Below are 17,101 nucleotides of genomic sequence, written 5' to 3'. Positions count from 1 at the left end.
CCCCAACGGGGTCATACAGGCCGTCGTCACGCATACCCCCGAATTCGCCAACAGGGTCCGTAGGACGGTGCGGGGCTCCCCCGGGTTGAGCAGCGGTGCGGTGCGGTGTCGCTGCCGCGGGCCCGCTAGTACCAGCCGTTGTTCTGGTGGAAGCTCCAGGCGGCGCAGGGGCTGCCGTAGCGGTCCTCCATGTAGTTCAGACCCCACTTGATCTGCGTGGCGGGGTTGGTGCGCCAGTCCGCGCCGGCCGAGGCCATCTTCGAACCGGGCAGTGCCTGGACCAGACCGTACGCGCCCGAGGACTTGTTCACGGCCAGGTAGTTCCAGGTGGATTCCTGGTTGATGATGTTCGAGAAGCACTGGAACTGGCCGGCCGGGACCATCTGCTGGGCGATGGCCTTGACCTGCGCGACCGTGTAGGAGCTCTGGAGCGCGAAGTCGCCGGCGTCGCGGCCGGAGCGGCTGGCGGCCTGCTCCTTCTCCTCGCGTTCCTTCTTCGCCTTGGCGTCGGCCTCGGCCTTCTCCTTCTCGGCCTCCGCCTTCTTGGACTTGGCGTCCTCGGCGGCCTGGAGGCGGGCGGCCTCCTCGGTGGAGCGCTTGGCGTCGACATCGGCGGCGTGCGCGATGGCGTCGGCCTGCTGCGTCAGGGACGCGCTCTGGACCTGCGCCTGGTCGCCGACGGGGATGTCGGCGAGGAGAGTCGCGCCGGACGCGGTCGTCTCGAGATCGTTCGTGGGGTCGCCGGTGGCAACGCCCACGACTGCGCCGACGGTGGTGACCGCGGTGGCCGAAGCCACGGCGAACCCCCGGACCGAGATCCGGCTCACACGGTGTCCTTCCAGCAGCGTCCGCAGTGACCGCGCGGGCGCAAAAGTGCCCTCGACTCTGGCCTCCGTGGTTCTACGGTCACTGGAGGCGCGGGCCCGTGGGCAACTCCCTCGCGGGGGCTGCCGCATGAAACTCCGGGCGGCATACGGCGATCGACTGTGGAGTTGTGGTGCTGCGCGTACCTCACGGGAGATACAGGTGTGCCGTATGCGGGGCCTGACGGAAACCAGACTCTGCCGGAACGCGACACCGCAAGGCAATTCTCTGGTGCGTGTTAAAGGTCACACCTGGCATGTCGCTGCTGATTCGAGCAAAGGCCTGTGCAGCACGACGCCGCCCGGCTAGGCTCTCGGGCCTTTGCCGGGCGGCGCCAACTCACCTTCCCGCTATGAGGTTTTTGACCGCTTCGACCGCCGGTTGCGGCCGGATCGGGGTCAGAGCGTTTCGAGCATCTCGGTGACCAGCGCGGCGATCGGCGACCGCTCGGAACGAGTCAGCGTGATGTGGGCGAAGAGCGGGTGGCCCTTCAACTTCTCGACCACGGCGACGACTCCGTCGTACCGGCCGACCCGCAGGTTGTCCCGCTGGGCGACGTCGTGGGTCAGAACGACCCGCGAATTGGCCCCGATCCGGGACAGAACGGTCAGCAGGACGTTGCGTTCCAGGGACTGCGCCTCGTCCACGATCACGAAGGCATCGTGCAGCGAGCGCCCGCGGATGTGCGTGAGCGGCAGGACCTCCAGCATTCCGCGGTTCAGCACCTCCTCGATGACCTCGCGCCCGGCGACCGCCGAGAGGGTGTCGAAGACCGCCTGCGCCCAGGGGCTCATCTTCTCGGAGGCGTCCCCGGGCAGGTAGCCGAGGTCCTGACCGCCCACCGCGTACAGCGGCCGGAAGACCATCACCTTCTGGTGCTGCCGCCGCTCCAGCACCGCCTCCAACCCCGCGCAGAGCGCCAGCGCCGACTTACCGGTGCCGGCCCGGCCGCCCATCGAGAGGATCCCGATCTCGGGGTCGAGGAGGAGGTCCAGCGCGATGCGCTGCTCGGCGCTGCGGCCGTGCAGCCCGAAGGCCTCGCGGTCGCCCCGTACGAGCTTCACGTTGCCGTCCGCCGTGACCCGGCCCAGGGCCTTGCCACGCTCGGACTGCAGGACCAGTCCGGTGTGCACGGGCAGTTCCGCGGCCTCCGGCACGTAGAGGCGGTCCTCCGAGTAGAGGAGGTCCACCTGCTCCCCGGACAGGGCGAGCTCGCTCATTCCCGTCCAGCCGGCGTCGGTGATCGCGAGCTCCGCGCGGTACTCCTCGGCGATCAGCCCCACGGAGGAGGCCTTGATGCGCAGTGGGAGATCCTTCGAGACCACCGTGACGTCGTAGCCCTCGGCCTGGAGGTTGCGGGCGACCGCGAGGATCCGCGAGTCGTTGTCCCCCAACCGGAAGCCTGCGGGCAGGACGCCCGGGTCGGAGTGGTTGAGCTCGACTCGCAGGGTGCCGCCCAGATCGCCCAGCGGGATGGGGGCGTCCAGGCGACCGTTTCGAACCCGGAAGTCGTCGAGCAGGCGCAGGGCCTGGCGCGCGAAGTAGCCGAGTTCGGGATGGTGCCTCTTTGCCTCCAGCTCGGTGATCACCACGATCGGGAGCACGACCTCGTGCTCGTCGAAGCGGGAGATCGCATTGGGGTCTGCCAGCAGGACGCTGGTGTCGAGGACGTAGGTCCGCCTGTCTTGCAGGCGGCTCTTTGTGCTGGTCACCACGGAAGGACGTACCCCCTCGGAAGAGGTCGGGCCATGAAGACCGGACCGGTCATCGGCACCCATGCCAGGGCCGATTTCCGGCCCTCCACTCCGTCCGTGCGAACCGCACGTGCGTCCTGGTGCAAAGGGCCTCCCGGGCGGACGACCCCATGCCGTCCGCTGAGACTCGACACCCTGGATCGGGCATCGACCTGAAAGGGATATTCCCCGAACAGGCCAGGCCATGCCATGGCATATGACGGACGCTCGGTGAATCCCTGGTGAAGGCTTCGAGGGGAGGGGGTGCCGGGACCCGCAGGGGCGAGAAACCCCTACGGCGACTCAGGTGCCGTAGCGCCGGTGACGGGCCGCGTAGTCGCGCAGCGCCCGCAGGAAGTCGACCTTGCGGAAGGCGGGCCAGAAGACTTCGCAGAAGTAGTACTCGCTGTGCGCGCTCTGCCACAGCATGAATCCGGACAGCCGCTGCTCGCCGCTGGTGCGGATGACGAGGTCCGGGTCGGGCTGGCCGCGCGTGTAGAGGTGCTCGGCGATGTGGTCGATGTCCAGGATCTCCGCGAGCTCCTCGAAGGAGGTGCCCTTCCGCGCGTGCTCCAGCAGCAGCGAGCGGACCGCGTCGGCGATCTCCTGGCGGCCGCCGTAGCCGACGGCGACGTTGACCATTATCCCGTCGACGTCGTGGGTGGCCTGCTCGGCCTCCTTGAGCACGGTCTGCGTCCGGGCGGGCAGGATGTCGAGGTTGCCGACGTGGTGGACGCGCCAGCGGCCGTCCGTGGCCAGGCCCCGCACGGTGTTCTCGATGATGTTGAGCAGCGGACGGAGCTCGACCTCGGGCCGGTCCAGGTTGTCCGTGGAGAGCATCCACAGGGTGACGACCTCGACGTCCGTCTCGGTGCACCAGCCCAGCATCTCGGAGATCTTGTCGGCTCCGGCCTGATGGCCCTGCTCCGTCGTCCCTCCGGACGCCTTCGCCCAGCGGCGGTTTCCGTCCAGGATGACGCCGATGTGCTTGGGCGCCGCATCATGGTCGAGGCGGCCTTCCACCCGGCGTGCATAAAGCCTGTACACCAGGTCGCGCAGCTTCACGATCTTCCAGCCCCTCCGTGCAGTGCCCCCGTGCGAAATGCGGTCCCCCCGAGTGCGCCACATTACTGCGCGGCGGGAGGGGGTACCCAACTCGGTCCGTCACAACTCCGTGATAGGGAGGACAACGTGACTGATACCAATCCCTATCGGGCAGAGCCCTCGCGCTACGACTCCATGGAGTACCGGCGCACCGGCCACAGCGGCCTCAAGCTTCCCGCGGTCTCCCTCGGCCTCTGGCACAACTTCGGCGACGACAGGACCCTGGAGTCCCAGCGGTCGATCCTCCGCCGGGCCTTCGACCTCGGGATCACCCACTTCGACCTGGCGAACAACTACGGCCCGCCGCCCGGCTCGGCCGAGCTGAATTTCGGCAAGATCTTTGCGCAGGACTTCGCGTCCCACCGCGACGAGCTGATCCTCTCGACCAAGGCCGGCTACCTGATGCACGCCGGGCCGTACGGCGAGTGGGGCAGCCGCAAGTACCTGCTCAGCTCGCTCGACGCCTCGCTGAAGCGGATGGGCGTGGACTACGTCGACATCTTCTACTCGCACCGCTTCGACCCGGAGACCCCGCTGGAGGAGACCATGGGCGCCCTCGCGTCCGCGGTCCAGCAGGGCAAGGCGCTCTACGTGGGCGTCTCCTCCTACACCGCGGAGCAGACGGCCGAGGCCGTGCGCATCCTGCGCGGGATGGGCGTGCGCCCGCTCATCCACCAGCCCTCGTACTCCATGATCAACCGCTGGACGGAGGAGGACGGCCTGCTGGACACCCTGGAGGACGCCGGCATGGGGTGCATCTCCTTCGCCCCGCTGGCGCAGGGCATGCTGACGGGCAAGTACCTGAAGGGCATCCCGGCCGACTCGCGCGCCGCGCAGGGCAAGTCCCTGAACCCGGACCTGCTCTCGGACGAGGTGCTCCGCCGGCTGACCGGCCTCAACGAGATCGCGTCCCGCCGCGGGCAGTCCCTCGCCCAGCTGGCGCTCAAGTGGGTGCTCCGCGACGACCGGATGACCTCGGCCCTGATCGGCGCATCGAGCGTGCCGCAGCTGGAGGAGAACGTGGCCGCGCTGGCTTCCGCGCCGCTCACCGAGGCCGAGTTGAAGGAGATCGACTCCCTCGCCGTCTCCACCCCCGGCACCAACATCTGGGCCCAGCGCGGCTGACCTGCACTTTTACCGCGAAGTACGGCACGGGAGCCGGAAAACAAAAAACGGGCCGGTCCGTGGGGGGGATACGGACCGGCCCGAGGGGGGGGTTCCACCATAACCCTTCGTAAAGCATGCTGCGTGCATTGGCGCACCACGATTACGCTCCGAAACCACCCAGCAGCACTCCGGTGAGTGCTCCGGCGGCCATGAAGGGGCCGAACGCGTAGCCCTGACGGCCCCGTTCGGAGCCGCGCAGCACCAGGAAGAGCCCGTGGAGGGCCCCGTAGAGGAGCCCGAGGAAAGCCCCTGCGGCCCATACCCCCCACCCGTACCACCCAAGAGCGACCCCCAGCGAGAGCGCCAGCTTGACGTCGCCGAAGCCCATGCCGGCCGGATTGATCAGATGGAGCAGCAGGTACGCGGCCCCGAGCGCGCCGCCGCCCAGCAGCGCGAGCCGCCAGGACCCCGCGGAGCCCGGCGCCAGGGCGGCCGCCCCCAGCAGCGCGGCGACCGCCGCGGCGAGCGGCAGGGTCAGCACGTCGGGCAGCCGGTGCACGGCCCGGTCGACGAGGGCGAGCAGCACGAACAGCGGGGCGAGGCCCGCGTAGGCCACCAGCTCCGGGCGCGCGCCGACGGTGGCCGCGAGCAGGGCGCAGACCCCCGCGGTGAGCACGGCCAGGGGTACGGCCGGCCGGCCGTACCCGTGCGGGGGCCCGGGCGGCTCCGCGCCCGGCAGGCAGCGGGCCGGGCCGGGCCAGCCCGCCAGCCGGTGCCCCTGCGGGCAGCTGCCCCGCCAGGGGTCGCCCGGCGGGACGGAGAGCCGGTACGCGGGGCGCGGCAGCAGGAGCCCGGCAGCCGCGCCGTACCCGGCGGCGAGAACGATCACGAGCGCACCCATCATCCGGCGACGGTAGGACACCCCCTAAGGTGGCCGCCATGGCGCACTGGCAGGACGGCCGCGCGGTACTGCGGGTCGGCGCGGACCCCACGGAGATCCCGGTCGAGATCGCGGCCTCGTACGGGGCGCGGACCCGCGGGCTGCTCGGGCGGGACGGGATCGACGGCGCGATGCTGCTGACGCCCGCGGCGAGCGTGCACACCTTCCGGATGCGGTTCGCGATCGACGTGGCGTACCTCGACCGCGACTTCGGCGTGCTCGCGGTGGCCACGATGGCGCCGGGCCGCCTCGGCCTGCCCCGGCTCCGCGCCCGGCACGTCCTGGAGGCGGCGGCGGGCGCCATGGCCGGGTGGGGCCTGCGGGCCGGAACCACCGTCGAGGTGGATCTGCCGGGGCGTCTCACGCCCGGCTAGGCGGTGCTCCGCACTGGCAGTAGGTTGGGGCGGTTGAGCTGGGGCATCAGGGGAGCGGCATGACGGAGAACGCGCGGATCAAGGCGCTGGAGCAGATCATGCCGGCGACGCACGGCGCCGACGAGGACATCGACTGGCCGGCCGTGGAGGCCACCTGGGGGACCCGGTTCCCGGCCGATTTCATCGCGTTCATGGGCCGCTTCGGTGCCGGCTCCATCAACGGCGAGGCCAGCATCCTGCTCCCGCTGCCCAAGCCCGGACTCCAGTGGGACCCGGCCGGGATGGCCGAGGAGACCGACAACGCCCGGCAGACCTGGGAGGCGGAGGGCGGCCGGTCCGCCTTCGACGTGGACCCGGAGTCGATCATCGCATGGGGCGTCACCGGCGGGTCGGACATCCTGTGCTGGCTCACCTCCGACCCCGATCCGGACCGGTGGCCGGTCCTGGTCTGCGGCCGGCACACCGCCGACTCCTTCGCGCTGTACCCGTACGGCATGGCCGAATTCCTCTACCGGCTCTGCTCCGACGAGTTCGACGTGAGCCCCGTCAGCATCACCTTCTGGGACGGCGGCCACCTCAGCTTCGTGCACTGGCGCAAGGCCCAGCGGCGCTGGCAGGAGGGCCGCAATCCGGAGACGGGCGAGCCCGACCCGTACGCCGGCGAGTTCGCCGACTAGAGCGCCCCCGAAAACCTGGAGCCCGTTCCGAGACCGGAAACGGGCTTTTCGGCATGTCTACGCGCGTCCATTATGTCGATCACATATCGGAAAACACCACTCGGAAAAGCCCCACTTGGAGCATTGACCACAACTGCGCCCCCAATGGAATCAACCACCCCTCCCTCAGGAGAGAATTCCGGCCAACGGGCCATCGAGGGACACCTCAACCCGGAGCAACTCATAAGTAATAACGGGATCCAAAAGAAAATCAGGGGAATACACCCGTGCGACGAAGAATTTTCGGCACGACCGCCACCACGGCCGTGCTCGGTCTGCTGATACCTCTGGCCGGATGTGGTGGCTCCGGAGACAGTGCAGGTGACGCCGGTACGCTGCATCTGGTCGCCGCCGAATACGGCGACGGCCCGGCCACGAGTTCCAAGCCCTACTGGGACAGGATGACGGCCGATTTCACCGAGCAGAATCCCGGACTGAAGGTCGAGGTCGAGCTTCTGCCGTGGGCTGACATCGACCGCGAGGTCTCCCGCCGGGTCAAGGCCGGCAAGGCTCCGGACATGGCACTCATGGGGTCCTACTCGGACTTCGCGGCCCAGGGAAAGCTCTATCCCGCGGACGAACTCCTCTCGGTCACCGCCGAGGCGAATTTCCTCCAGCCGCTCGCCGACGCGGGCTCCGTCGGCAGCACCCTCTACGGCCTGCCCTTCGTGGCGAGCAGCCGCCTCCTCTTCTACAACGAGGCGCTCTTCGCCAAGGCCGGCATCAAGGAGGCCCCCAAGACCTGGTCCGAGCTCAAGGCCGACGCCAAGGCGCTCAAGGACAAGGGCGTGAAGTACCCGTACGCCCTGCCGCTCGGCCCCGAGGAGGCGCACGCCGAGGCGCTGATCTGGGAGCTGAGCAACGGCGGCGGGTACGCCGACAGCAGCGGTAACTACAGCCTGGCCTCCGACCAGAACATCGACACCTGGCGCTGGGTCAAGGAGCACATGGTCGCCACCGGACTCACGGGCCCGACCCCGCCGTCCCAGCTGAACCGCGCCGAGGCCTTCGCCGCCTTCCTGCGCGGCGAGGTCGGCATGGTCAACGGCTACCCGTCGCTGGCCCACGAGGCTCGCACCAAGGGCATCGGGGTCGCGACCGTCTCCATGCCCGTCTCGGACAACCTCGGCACCGGGGAGGTCCCGCCCACCGTCGGCGTGGCCGACTGGATGATGGCCTTCAAGCAGAACGGCAAGCGCGCGGAGATCGGCACGTTCCTGGACTTCGTCTACCAGGACAAGAACCTGTCGGACTTCGCCGGCCGCTACCACCTGCTGCCCTCCACCGTCACCGCCTCGCGCACTCCGGCCGGGGGCGGCCTGGACAAGAACGACACGCAGTTCCTGAACGCGCTGCGCGGAGCCCAGCTCTACCCGGTCAACGACCCGTCCTGGCTGACCGTCAGCGACACCATCAAGCGCAACATCGGGCGCGCCGTCGAACCGAGCGGCGACCCGAAGGCCGTCCTGGAGGACATCGCCTCGCAGGCCTCCCAGGCCTCCAAGAAGCACTGAGAAGTTCCTCGACACGGGACCTTCGACCCGTACCGCACAGCACCCCGTGCGGCACCATGGCCACTACGGCACTTGATCCAAGGCCGCGGCCCAGTCGCCCGACGAGCACCCACAAGGTGCGCGGGGCGGCCGGCCTTCACCCCGCCTTCACCGCTGCGGCCCGTGGTTCTCGGCGAAGGCCGTCCGGTACTGCTCGCAGCTGGAGTTCCAGCGCAGGGTGCCGCCGAGCGTTCCGTAGCCCGACCGCGTGACCGACCACTCCACCGTGTACTCCCCGGTGTCGCACGCGATCCGCTTGCCGCCCGCGACCTTCTCGCGCCCGGTGGGCGGCTTCCCGGTCAGCTCCTTGCGCACTTCCGCGACCTTGGCCCGGTCCGCGTTGCGCAGCACGGCGTGCACGACGATCGGGTGCGCGCCCTCTTTGACCGTCACCGCCTTCTTCACCACCGACGAGTCCGACACCGCCCACGCGAACTCGTACGAGGGCAGCCACGCCAGGGTCTTGGGGTCGCCGGCCTTGCGCTCGAACTCGGGCGCGGCCGCGGGGCCGGGGCGGGTGACCGTCTTGTACTGGATGCCGGGGTGGAAGCGGAGCTGCCCCTCCACCTTGTGCATCTCGTCCTTGGTCCACATCGACTTCATGGTCTTCTCGCCGCCTGCCGGGTCCTGGAGGTACACCGCGCCCTCCGCGGCGGTGGCGGCCTGCCCCAGCAGGGGTGCGAGGGCGGCCGAGGCGGTGGCGAGGGCGAGAGCGGCGATGCGGGTGCGCTTCATGCCCGGACCAACGGGAGCCTCCGGCGGGCCGGAACGACACCGGGCGCGCATTCACCCGTACGGGAGCGCTCGCGCCGCCCCGTACGGGCTGGACCTGTCGCCCGCGGGGCTCCCGGCCTGCGCTCAGGCCTGACCGGTCTCGAAGCGGCTGATCCTGCCGCCGCCGGGGGCGATGACGAAGCGCCAGGTGGTGCGCATCTCGCCCCAGGTGTCGTTGCGGTAGTTGACGAGCAGGGTGCGGCCGCCGTCGGACTCGGACTGGACGTCCATGTGGCCGCCGGAGTCGAAGATCTCCCGGTCGATCCACTCGTGCAGGTCGCGGTCGGAGCCGTCGTCGGACATGGTCGCGTCGGCGGTGAGGACCCCGAGGAAGGCGTCCTTGTCGTGCGCGTTGACGGCGGCGACGAGGGCGCCGACCACCGGGTCGGACAGTCTGGCGGGGGCGATGGCCACAGGAGCCTCCTGGTCGGGCGGTGGGTGGTCGGGCGGTCGGGTGGTTCGGCGGGCGGACGTAGGTGCGGGCGTGCGTGCATCCGTGCGTCCGTCCGCGTGCGACCAGGGAACAACGCGGGCGGGTCCGCTTCGTCGACCGTCACCCGTTCGCCCGGCGGACGGCGTGTCAGGGGGCGGCGGGGGCTGCGGAGGTGTCCCGGGCGTCGGCGGCCTCGGGCGCGTCGGGGGCGTCGGGGGCGGTGCGGACGGGGAAGCCGGTGGGCCGGCCCTGCTCCTTCAGCCAGGACAGGACCTGGTCGAGGGCGTCGACGGTCTGGGCCCGGTTGCCGCCGCCGTCGTGGAAGAGCACCGTCGGGCCGTTGCCGATCTCGCGCTTGACGGCGTTGACGATGGCGGCCGTGCCCGGCTTGTCGAAGTCCTTGGTGTCCACGTTCCAGCCGAGCGGGCGCATGCCGTGCAGGGCGGCGATGCGGCGGCTGTCGGGGGTGAAGGCGCCGCCCGGGGCCCGGTAGTACTCGACCTTCGCGCCGCTGCCCGCCGCTTCCTCGATCAGCTTCTTCGCCTCCAGGATCTGCTGCTCCTGGTAGGCGACGGGCTTCTTGTCCATGGCGGTGTCGTGGTTCATGGTGTGGTCGCAGAGCCGGTGGCCGGCCGCGACCACCTTCTTGACCAGGTCGGGATGGGCCTTGGCCTGCGGGCCGACCATGCAGAAGGTCGCCTTGACGTCGTGCCGGCGCAGCACGTCCAGCACCTTCGGGGTCCAGCGGGGGTCGGGGCCGTCGTCGATGGTGATGTTGACGGCGTTGCCGCCGCTCTCGGAGGCGTGGGCTATGCCCTCAGGTATCCCCTGCGGCTGCTGCCCGGGTCGGCCGTCGTCACCGTGGCCGGGATCGCCGGGCCGGGCCACGTTCTGCTGGGAGGCGGCGGGGCCGCCCGGTCCGACCAGGGCGGCCACTCCCCACGCGGTCGCCGCGACGGCGGCGGCCGAGGCCACGACGGCGGCGCCGGCCCGGACGCCCTTCTTGTTCGCACGCGCCAAGAAACTCATGAACCGTCCACTCCCCATCCGCTTTTCGAGCGTTCTGTGGATCAGGACGTTCATCACCGTCGTGAAGTTCCAGTCAAATGGCCCCTAAATTCCCCGTAATGGGACTCATGGGACCGATGGGACTTTAGTCCTGCATGGAGTTGAATACCTGCCCACGCGAACGCCCCCGAAACGGGGCAAGCCTTCCCTCCGGACGGCCGAACCCCAAGTCCCCTCGCGGGCACGGGGGTTCACCGGAATCCGGGCCGACGGCCCGGACACAATGGGCCGTATGCAGAACGGACCCGACTGGCCGACCGACAAGCTCACCACGCTCCGCCTGGGCCGCAGACTGGTGACGGAAGTCCCGCACTCCCGCCCGGGGCGGCGGGCGTTCGTGGACATCACACCCGGCCGTGTCGGGGCCGACGACCGGGCTCGGGACGAGGGATGGGTGCGCGCCGACGCCCGCCGCCGCTTCCGCCTGGAGCACTGGGAGTACGACGAAGACCGGATCGACGGCTTCGACCACGACATCGGAGCGGTCCTCGTCGACTCCGCCGAGGCCGCGGATGAAGTCGGCCTGGCCGCGGCGCTCGCCGCATGGGGCATCCGGCCGGACGTCTTCGTCCACCCGTGGGAGACCGACGACCCGAAGTAGCGGCGCCCGGACATGCCGAAGGCGGCGCCGCCGGGGTTTCCCGGTGGCGCCGCCTTGGGTGGGTGCGGTGCTGCGTGCGTGAGCGACTCGGTCAGTGCGCGAGCGACTCCTGCGCGGCCGCGGCCGCCTTGCCGTCGTCCGCCGCGCCGGCCGGGGCGGCCGGGCCCGCGCCGCGCAGGGGGACTTCCTTGACGAACCAGGCCGCCGCGAAGCCCAGTACGGCGATGGCCGCGCCGAGCAGGAACGCGGAGTGCGTGCCGGCTGCCACCGCGTGCTGGTAGGCGTCGCGCACCGCTTCCGGCAGCTTGGCCAGGCTCGCGGCGTCCAGCTGGGCGGAGCCGGCGGCTCCGGCCGCTTCCGGGCCCAGGCGCTCGGCCATGGTGTCCGTGACCCGGGTGGTGAAGAGGGAGCCCATCAGCGCCACGCCGAAGGAGCCGCCGAGCGTACGGAAGAGGGTCGCCGAGGAGGAGGCGACGCCCATGTCCTTCATCTCGACGCTGTTCTGCGCGACCAGCATGGTGATCTGCATGAGGAAGCCGAGACCGGCGCCGAGGACGGCCATGTAGAGGCCCGACACGAGGCGGGTGGTGCCGGTGTCCATGGTCGCGAGCAGGAACATTCCGACGACCATCAGCGCGCCGCCGGCGATCGGGAAGATCTTGTACTTGCCGCTGCTGGTGGTGACGCGGCCCGCGATCAGCGAGACGACCATCATCGAGAGCAGCATGGGCAGCAGGAGCAGACCCGAGTTGGTCGCGGAGGCGCCCTGCACCGACTGCTGGAACAGCGGGAGGTACAGCACGCCGCCGAACATCGCGAAGCCGACGAGGAAGCCGATCACCGACATGAGGGCGAAGTTGCGGCTGCGGAAGATATGCAGCGGCATGACCGGCTCGGCGGCCTTGGTCTCCGCGTAGAGGAACGCGGCGGTCGACAGGACGCCGACGGCGATGAGGGCGAGGATCTCGGCGGAGCCCCACGCGTACTCGGTGCCGCCCCAGGTCGTCACGAGGACGGTGGAGGTGATGGCGACCGTCAGCAGGGCCGCACCCAGGTAGTCGATCTTGCCCTGCGCCCGCTTCTTCGGCAGGTGCAGCACGGCGCTGACCATGGCCAGCGCGGCCGCACCGAGCGGCAGGTTGATGTAGAAGGACCAGCGCCAGCCCATGTGGTCGGTGATGGTGCCGCCGACCAGCGGGCCGCCGATCATGGCGAGGGCCATCACGCCGGCCATCATGCCCTGGTACTTGCCGCGCTCACGGGGCGGGATGAGGTCGCCGATGATCGCCATGACGCCGACCATCAGACCGCCGGCGCCGAGGCCCTGGATCGCACGGAAGCCGATCAGCTGCCCCATGTCCTGAGCCATGCCGCTGAGCACGGAGCCGATCAGGAAGATGACGATCGAGGTGAGGAAGGCGCCCTTCCGCCCGTACATGTCGCCGATCTTGCCCCAGATCGGGGTCGAGGCCGCGGTGGCCAGCGTGTACGCGGTGACCACCCACGACAGGTGCTCCAGACCGCCGAGCTCGCCGACGATCGTGGGCATCGCGGTGCCGATGATCATGTTGTCGAGCATGGCCAGCAGCATGGCGATCATGAGCGCCATGAGGACGACCCGTACGCTGCGCGGCTTCACCTCCTCCGAAGTCCCCGCAGGCTTGACTGTGTCCACCATGTCCACTCCCCTGGCCCTACGGCCTTACTACTCGCACTACGTCCCGCACCGGCACTTACTTGCCGCCCGGCTAGTTCACTACAATGGGGACGGTAGACCCGCAACTAGCCGGGCGTCAAGTAAGTAATTTGGGGAGAGTCATGTCCAGCAGCAGTCCGCAGCGACGCCGTGGCGACACGCGTCAGCGCATCCAGGACGTCGCACTGGAGCTCTTCGCCGAACAGGGCTACGAGAAGACGTCGCTGCGCGAGATCGCGGAGCGGCTGGAGGTCACGAAGGCGGCGCTGTACTACCACTTCAAGACCAAGGAAGACATCATCATCAGCATCTTCGAGGACCTGACGCGGCCCATCGACGAGCTGATCACGTGGGCCGAGGGCCAGCCGCGCACCCTGGAGACCAAGCGCGAGGTGCTGCGCCGCTACAGCGAGGCGATGGCGGCGGGTGCCGTCCTGTACCGGTTCATGCAGGAGAACCAGGCGACGACGCGCGAGCTCCCCATCGGCCAGACGGTGAAGAAGCGGCTCTTCACGCTGGTGGAACTGCTCCGCACGCAGGACGGCCCGCTGACGGACCAGGTCCGCTGCGTCAGCGCGCTGTTCACGCTGCACGCCGGAATGATGTTCCTCCAGCACGTCGAGGGCGACCCGGAGGAAACCCGCCTGGCCGCCCTGGAGGTCGCCACGGACCTCATCACCCAGGCCCACCACGAGGCGTAGCCGGGGCCGGGGCCGGGGCCGCGGTCCGCTCCGCGGCAAGCGGCAAGCGGCTGGCGGCTGGCGGCTGGCGGCTGGCGGCTGGCGGCTGGCACTTGCGTACTGTCGACGTGGTGGTTGAGTACGGCTACTCATGCCCTCCTCCCGGTGCCCGACGGAAGCTGTCGGCCTGCCACGCGCCGAACTGGCCGACTGGCCTGGCGCCGGCCTGGCGGCCGAGGGCTCCGACTGCCACCTCCGGGGCATGCGCCACTGGTCCCAGCGCGGGATCGCCTACCCGCCGGAAGCCCCCGGCGTCGTCGCGGTGAGCGACACGTGGAGCCTGGGGGGCGTACCGCGCGCCGAGGCGGAGCCCGCGCTCGAGCGGGTCCGCAAGGCCATGACACAGCAGGGCTGGAAGGTCGCGGACTACGAGAACTCCTCCGACCGCCACCAGGCCGAGTTGCGCCTCGAACTCCCCGGCACCGGCCGGACTCTCTCGCTCGTCACGTACCCCGGCGACCGCCTCGAGGTCGCCGCGCAAGCCGACTGCGCCCGCTACCCGTCGGGCACCCCCCTGAACACTCAAGGGGACCCGCTCCTGCCGACTCCGCCGGTACCCGCCGAGCTGCGCGGGGAGTCACCGGACGAGGATCGACCGCCCGCAGATACCGGCGCGGCGGCGGATCAGAACTCGCCCTGAAGGCATCACCTGCATCACCGCCACCTCTCCGGCATGCCGCGCCGGGCAGGGGGCGGTCGTACGCGGATCCAGGCGTGGTACCCGAGTGCCCGCCCCCTGTGGGCGGTTTCAGGCGAGGCGGCGGTCGGCGGCCGTGATCGGGATGTCGTTGATGCTGGCCTCGCGGCGGCGCATCAGGCCGTCGTCGGCGAACTCCCACTGCTCGTTGCCGTGGCTGCGGAACCACCGGCCCTCGGCGTCGTGCCACTCGTACTCGAAGCGGACCGAGATGCGGTTGCCGGTGAAGGCCCACAGCTCCTTGCGGAGGCGGTAGTCGAGCTCGCGCTCCCACTTGTCGGCGAGGAACGCGCGGATCTCGGCCCGGCCGGTGAGGAAGCGGTCGCGGTTGCGCCAGATCGAGTCCTCCGTGTACGCGAGGGCGACGCGCTCGGGGTCGCGGCTGTTCCAGGCATCCTCGGCGGCCTGGACCTTGGCGAGTGCGGACTCCTGGGTGAAGGGCGGCAGGGGCGGGCGTACGGCGGGGGCATCGGTCATGGCGGTGTCACCTCTCGCAAGGCGGAGAACGATCGTTCTCCTTATGTGACCGAGCCTACGAGAACGACCGTTCTCCACGCAAGGCCCATCTGGACTACGCTGCCCGCATGGACGATGAAGAGGCCCGCACCCGGCTCCTGGACGCGGCGGAGGAGCTGTTCTACCGGCACGGCATCCAAGCCGTCGGCATGGACCGGATCCGCACCGGCTCGGGGGTCCCCCTCAAGCGCCTCTACCGGATCTTCCCGGCCAAGGAATCCCTGGTCACCGCCTACCTGGAACGCCGCGACCGGCGCTGGACGGCCGACCTGCGCGAAGCCGTGACGGGAGCCCCCGAGCCCGTCCTCGCCGTCTTCGACTGGCTGGCGGCGTGGTTCTCGGAGCCGGACTTCCGCGGCTGCGCCTTCCTCAACGCCCACGGCGAGCTCGGCGCGGCCGCGCCTCCGGTCGTCCACACCCACAAGGCGGCACTCCACGCCCTGCTGGCCGAACTGGCCCCCGCCCCCGGCCTCGCCGACCAGCTGCTGATCCTGGCAGAGGGCGCGACGACGGTGGCCGCCCTGAACCCGGGCCCGGAGCCGGCCCACAGGGCGCGCGAGATCGCCGAAGTCCTCCTGCGGGCCCACCGGCCATCGTGACGTAGCGGCGGACGGATCCTCGCGGACCTCTCACCTTCCCGCGGGCCGGTGCGCGGAACCCCGCCTCGGCGATCTACCTGGGCCTCGTCGGCGCCGCCGTGGCCGTCGCGACGGCCGTCACGCTGTTCGCCCCGGACCCCGGGTTCGTATGGGTGCTGCCCGCGCTGTGCGCGTTCCCGCTGTTCCCCTTCGTGACACTGGCCGAGGGAGCGATCCGCGGCGAGGGCCAACCCGAGACGTGGCTCCTGATCGCGGAGCTCGTCCTGTGCGTACTGGCCCAGTCGCTCGTCCTCGGAACGATCGTGGAAGCCTCGCGCGGCCGCCTCCGGCGACGGCCGCGGGCGAGCTGACTAGCCGTCGCTGCGCGGGAAGGTGATCTCGACGCGGCGGTTCTTCTTGCGGCCCTCTTCGGTCCCGTTGTCGGCGATCGGGTAGTCCTCGCTGTATCCGCGGACATCGAAGACCACACTCGGATTGGTCACGGTCTTGACCAGCTCGGCCTGCACGGCATCGGCCCGCTTCTTGGAGAGCTCCTTGCCGTGCTCGTAACTCCCCTGGTCGTCGGTGAACCCGAACACCCGGATCCGGGTGGCCTTCTGCTGGTTGATCTCCTGCGCGATGGCCTGGATCCGGGCGGCGGCCTGAGCGTTGAAGACGGCACTGTCCTCGGGGAACAGCACCTCGGACTGGAGCGCCATCATGACGGTCTGATTGGTCTCCTGCCGCCGCTGCTCCCCACCGAGGTCCTCGACGACCTCGGCGATGTCGAGAACCTTCACGGGAGCGAGGGTCCCGCCCTGGGGGATCTTCAGCCCGGGGGCATTGGAGTCGATGGGCACCGGCGCGGACGCCGACGGCTCGGTGCCGGGAGGAGCTGACGGCTTGACATCGTCGGCATGGGCGACCGCCACACCGACGGATTGAACGCCGGCAATGACGAGCCCGACGACGGCTGTGGCGGCGAGGACGCGGTGGCGTTTGGTCATGGGGTCACCCGGAGAGTTTGACGGTCGCCGTGGCGAAGGTGGGGAGGCTGAGGTCCACCTCGACAGTGCTGGTCGGTGGAGCGGGGAACTGCGCGAAGAACGGCATGGTCTGGCCGGCTTCGATGATGTTCAGACCGGTCGTGCACAGACACCGGCCATCGGTGTCCCGGAGCACGTAGTACCTCTTCTTGCCGACCTTGTCGACGAGGGTCACGCCGGCTACGGACACACCACTGGAGTTCAGCTCGTTGCCGCGCCACGGCGCCGTGTTCACGTAGGCGGCACTGCCGGTGTTCTTCAACTGGCCCTCGACGGTCAGGAATCCGCCGGCGTCCCGGGCAGCCTTGTTGATCGTCAGCACCATGCCCGCCTCACCGTTCACCGTGGCGATGATCTGAGCCGGCGGGGCATCCGCGCTCTTCACCGCTCCGGACGGGGACGCCTCGCCGCCGCCCTGCGGCTTCGTCGACGTCGACGCTGCGGGCTTGTCCGACTTACCCTCGTCCCCACATCCGGTCAGAGCAAGGGCCAGGACCGCCACCATCCCCACAGCCGCCTTCCCGTGGACCGCGCGCCGCCGAACACTCATGTACTTGGCTT

At 70.0% G+C, this 17,101-nt stretch carries 19 protein-coding genes and 1 pseudogene; 9 read left to right on the top strand and 11 right to left on the bottom strand.

The features are described from left to right. Positions 1-125: 125 nt before the first annotated feature. The 3 genes from IE257_RS36770 to IE257_RS36760 form a co-directional block, all read right to left on the bottom strand. Positions 126-827, bottom strand: a complete 702-nt coding sequence (locus IE257_RS36770) for an aggregation-promoting factor C-terminal-like domain-containing protein (protein WP_030385785.1) — start codon at positions 825-827, stop codon at positions 126-128. A 435-nt stretch (positions 828-1,262) separates the two neighbouring features. Beyond that, on the bottom strand, positions 1,263-2,579 hold the full coding sequence (gene phoH2, locus IE257_RS36765) for an RNA 5'-3' helicase PhoH2 (RefSeq protein ID WP_189974280.1): 1,317 nt from the start codon (positions 2,577-2,579) through the stop codon (positions 1,263-1,265). A gap of 321 nt (positions 2,580-2,900) precedes the next feature. Continuing rightward, positions 2,901-3,662, bottom strand: a complete 762-nt coding sequence (locus tag IE257_RS36760; protein WP_189974278.1) for an isoprenyl transferase — start codon at positions 3,660-3,662, stop codon at positions 2,901-2,903. A gap of 126 nt (positions 3,663-3,788) precedes the next feature. Between IE257_RS36760 and mgrA the strand changes: the two genes are divergently transcribed. After that, positions 3,789-4,826, top strand: coding sequence for an L-glyceraldehyde 3-phosphate reductase (mgrA, locus tag IE257_RS36755; protein WP_189974277.1), 1,038 nt, complete (start codon positions 3,789-3,791; stop codon positions 4,824-4,826). 142 nt (positions 4,827-4,968) lie between these two features. Here mgrA and IE257_RS36750 read toward each other — a convergent pair whose 3' ends face one another. Then, positions 4,969-5,709, bottom strand: coding sequence for a prepilin peptidase (locus tag IE257_RS36750; RefSeq protein WP_189974299.1), 741 nt, complete (start codon positions 5,707-5,709; stop codon positions 4,969-4,971). A 38-nt stretch (positions 5,710-5,747) separates the two neighbouring features. On the opposite strand from IE257_RS36750, the gene IE257_RS36745 reads away from it, so the two are divergent. From IE257_RS36745 to IE257_RS36735, 3 genes are all read left to right on the top strand, one after another. After that, positions 5,748-6,122 carry a DUF192 domain-containing protein gene (locus IE257_RS36745; RefSeq protein ID WP_189974275.1) on the top strand — a complete coding sequence of 125 codons (375 nt, stop codon included), beginning with the start codon at positions 5,748-5,750 and terminating at the stop codon, positions 6,120-6,122. 59 nt (positions 6,123-6,181) lie between these two features. After that, on the top strand, positions 6,182-6,799 hold the full coding sequence (locus IE257_RS36740) for an SMI1/KNR4 family protein (RefSeq protein ID WP_189974273.1): 618 nt from the start codon (positions 6,182-6,184) through the stop codon (positions 6,797-6,799). A 266-nt stretch (positions 6,800-7,065) separates the two neighbouring features. Then, on the top strand, positions 7,066-8,352 hold the full coding sequence (locus tag IE257_RS36735) for an extracellular solute-binding protein (RefSeq protein WP_229920882.1): 1,287 nt from the start codon (positions 7,066-7,068) through the stop codon (positions 8,350-8,352). Positions 8,353-8,499: 147 nt separating this feature from the next. Here the strand turns inward: IE257_RS36735 and IE257_RS36730 are convergent, their stop codons facing one another. From IE257_RS36730 to IE257_RS36720, 3 genes are all read right to left on the bottom strand, one after another. Further along, entirely contained in the window at positions 8,500-9,126 is a 627-nt protein-coding gene (locus IE257_RS36730; RefSeq protein ID WP_189974271.1) for a hypothetical protein, read from the bottom strand. A 123-nt stretch (positions 9,127-9,249) separates the two neighbouring features. Beyond that, positions 9,250-9,579 carry a nuclear transport factor 2 family protein gene (locus IE257_RS36725; RefSeq protein WP_189974269.1) on the bottom strand — a complete coding sequence of 110 codons (330 nt, stop codon included), beginning with the start codon at positions 9,577-9,579 and terminating at the stop codon, positions 9,250-9,252. A gap of 166 nt (positions 9,580-9,745) precedes the next feature. Then, entirely contained in the window at positions 9,746-10,627 is an 882-nt protein-coding gene (locus tag IE257_RS36720; protein ID WP_189974267.1) for a polysaccharide deacetylase family protein, read from the bottom strand. Positions 10,628-10,898: 271 nt separating this feature from the next. On the opposite strand from IE257_RS36720, the gene IE257_RS36715 reads away from it, so the two are divergent. After that, positions 10,899-11,267 carry a hypothetical protein gene (locus IE257_RS36715; protein ID WP_229920881.1) on the top strand — a complete coding sequence of 123 codons (369 nt, stop codon included), beginning with the start codon at positions 10,899-10,901 and terminating at the stop codon, positions 11,265-11,267. A 91-nt stretch (positions 11,268-11,358) separates the two neighbouring features. Here the strand turns inward: IE257_RS36715 and IE257_RS36710 are convergent, their stop codons facing one another. Further along, on the bottom strand, positions 11,359-12,945 hold the full coding sequence (locus tag IE257_RS36710) for an MDR family MFS transporter (protein ID WP_189974265.1): 1,587 nt from the start codon (positions 12,943-12,945) through the stop codon (positions 11,359-11,361). 140 nt (positions 12,946-13,085) lie between these two features. On the opposite strand from IE257_RS36710, the gene IE257_RS36705 reads away from it, so the two are divergent. Together IE257_RS36705 and IE257_RS36700 are read left to right on the top strand one after the other, a co-directional pair. Beyond that, positions 13,086-13,664, top strand: coding sequence for a TetR/AcrR family transcriptional regulator (locus tag IE257_RS36705; RefSeq protein WP_189974263.1), 579 nt, complete (start codon positions 13,086-13,088; stop codon positions 13,662-13,664). Positions 13,665-13,905: 241 nt separating this feature from the next. After that, positions 13,906-14,343, top strand: a complete 438-nt coding sequence (locus IE257_RS36700) for a hypothetical protein (protein WP_209468466.1) — start codon at positions 13,906-13,908, stop codon at positions 14,341-14,343. Positions 14,344-14,451: 108 nt separating this feature from the next. On the opposite strand, the gene IE257_RS36695 is transcribed toward IE257_RS36700, so the two are convergent. Beyond that, positions 14,452-14,877, bottom strand: coding sequence for a nuclear transport factor 2 family protein (locus tag IE257_RS36695; protein ID WP_189974259.1), 426 nt, complete (start codon positions 14,875-14,877; stop codon positions 14,452-14,454). A 107-nt stretch (positions 14,878-14,984) separates the two neighbouring features. On the opposite strand from IE257_RS36695, the gene IE257_RS36690 reads away from it, so the two are divergent. Together IE257_RS36690 and IE257_RS36685 are read left to right on the top strand one after the other, a co-directional pair. Next, the gene (locus IE257_RS36690; RefSeq protein ID WP_189974257.1) at positions 14,985-15,515 is read left to right on the top strand and encodes a TetR/AcrR family transcriptional regulator; all 531 of its coding nucleotides are present in this window, start codon (positions 14,985-14,987) and stop codon (positions 15,513-15,515) included. 53 nt (positions 15,516-15,568) lie between these two features. Then, positions 15,569-15,865 (top strand): annotated as a pseudogene (locus IE257_RS36685) (SCO4225 family membrane protein); the annotation flags it as partial. On the opposite strand, the gene IE257_RS36680 reads toward IE257_RS36685, so the two are convergent. Both IE257_RS36680 and IE257_RS36675 read right to left on the bottom strand, forming a co-directional pair. After that, positions 15,866-16,501: an OmpA family protein gene (locus tag IE257_RS36680; protein ID WP_189974255.1), complete on the bottom strand. Its 636-nt coding sequence runs from the start codon at positions 16,499-16,501 to the stop codon at positions 15,866-15,868. Between the two features lie 4 nt (positions 16,502-16,505). After that, positions 16,506-17,090, bottom strand: a complete 585-nt coding sequence (locus tag IE257_RS36675) for a hypothetical protein (protein WP_189974252.1) — start codon at positions 17,088-17,090, stop codon at positions 16,506-16,508. Positions 17,091-17,101 lie beyond the last annotated feature (11 nt).

The organism is Streptomyces avidinii, assembly GCF_014650695.1.
GTDB classification, from domain to species: domain Bacteria; phylum Actinomycetota; class Actinomycetes; order Streptomycetales; family Streptomycetaceae; genus Streptomyces; species Streptomyces avidinii.
This window is presented reverse-complemented; position numbering and strand designations above follow the sequence as displayed.

What these genes read in the sequence shown, in the direction of transcription:
- IE257_RS36750 (WP_189974299.1), bottom strand. Translation starts at nt 5,709, where the DNA reads ATGGGTGCGCTCGTGATCGTTCTCGCCGCCGGGTACGGCGCGGCTGCC.
- IE257_RS36745 (WP_189974275.1), top strand. Translation starts at nt 5,748, where the DNA reads ATGGCGCACTGGCAGGACGGCCGCGCGGTACTGCGGGTCGGCGCGGAC.
- IE257_RS36740 (WP_189974273.1), top strand. Translation starts at nt 6,182, where the DNA reads ATGACGGAGAACGCGCGGATCAAGGCGCTGGAGCAGATCATGCCGGCG.
- IE257_RS36730 (WP_189974271.1), bottom strand. Translation starts at nt 9,126, where the DNA reads ATGAAGCGCACCCGCATCGCCGCTCTCGCCCTCGCCACCGCCTCGGCC.
- IE257_RS36720 (WP_189974267.1), bottom strand. Translation starts at nt 10,627, where the DNA reads ATGAGTTTCTTGGCGCGTGCGAACAAGAAGGGCGTCCGGGCCGGCGCC.
- IE257_RS36715 (WP_229920881.1), top strand. Translation starts at nt 10,899, where the DNA reads ATGCAGAACGGACCCGACTGGCCGACCGACAAGCTCACCACGCTCCGC.
- IE257_RS36710 (WP_189974265.1), bottom strand. Translation starts at nt 12,945, where the DNA reads ATGGTGGACACAGTCAAGCCTGCGGGGACTTCGGAGGAGGTGAAGCCG.
- IE257_RS36705 (WP_189974263.1), top strand. Translation starts at nt 13,086, where the DNA reads ATGTCCAGCAGCAGTCCGCAGCGACGCCGTGGCGACACGCGTCAGCGC.
- IE257_RS36700 (WP_209468466.1), top strand. Translation starts at nt 13,906, where the DNA reads ATGCGCCACTGGTCCCAGCGCGGGATCGCCTACCCGCCGGAAGCCCCC.
- IE257_RS36695 (WP_189974259.1), bottom strand. Translation starts at nt 14,877, where the DNA reads ATGACCGATGCCCCCGCCGTACGCCCGCCCCTGCCGCCCTTCACCCAG.
- IE257_RS36690 (WP_189974257.1), top strand. Translation starts at nt 14,985, where the DNA reads ATGGACGATGAAGAGGCCCGCACCCGGCTCCTGGACGCGGCGGAGGAG.
- IE257_RS36680 (WP_189974255.1), bottom strand. Translation starts at nt 16,501, where the DNA reads ATGACCAAACGCCACCGCGTCCTCGCCGCCACAGCCGTCGTCGGGCTC.
- IE257_RS36675 (WP_189974252.1), bottom strand. Translation starts at nt 17,090, where the DNA reads ATGAGTGTTCGGCGGCGCGCGGTCCACGGGAAGGCGGCTGTGGGGATG.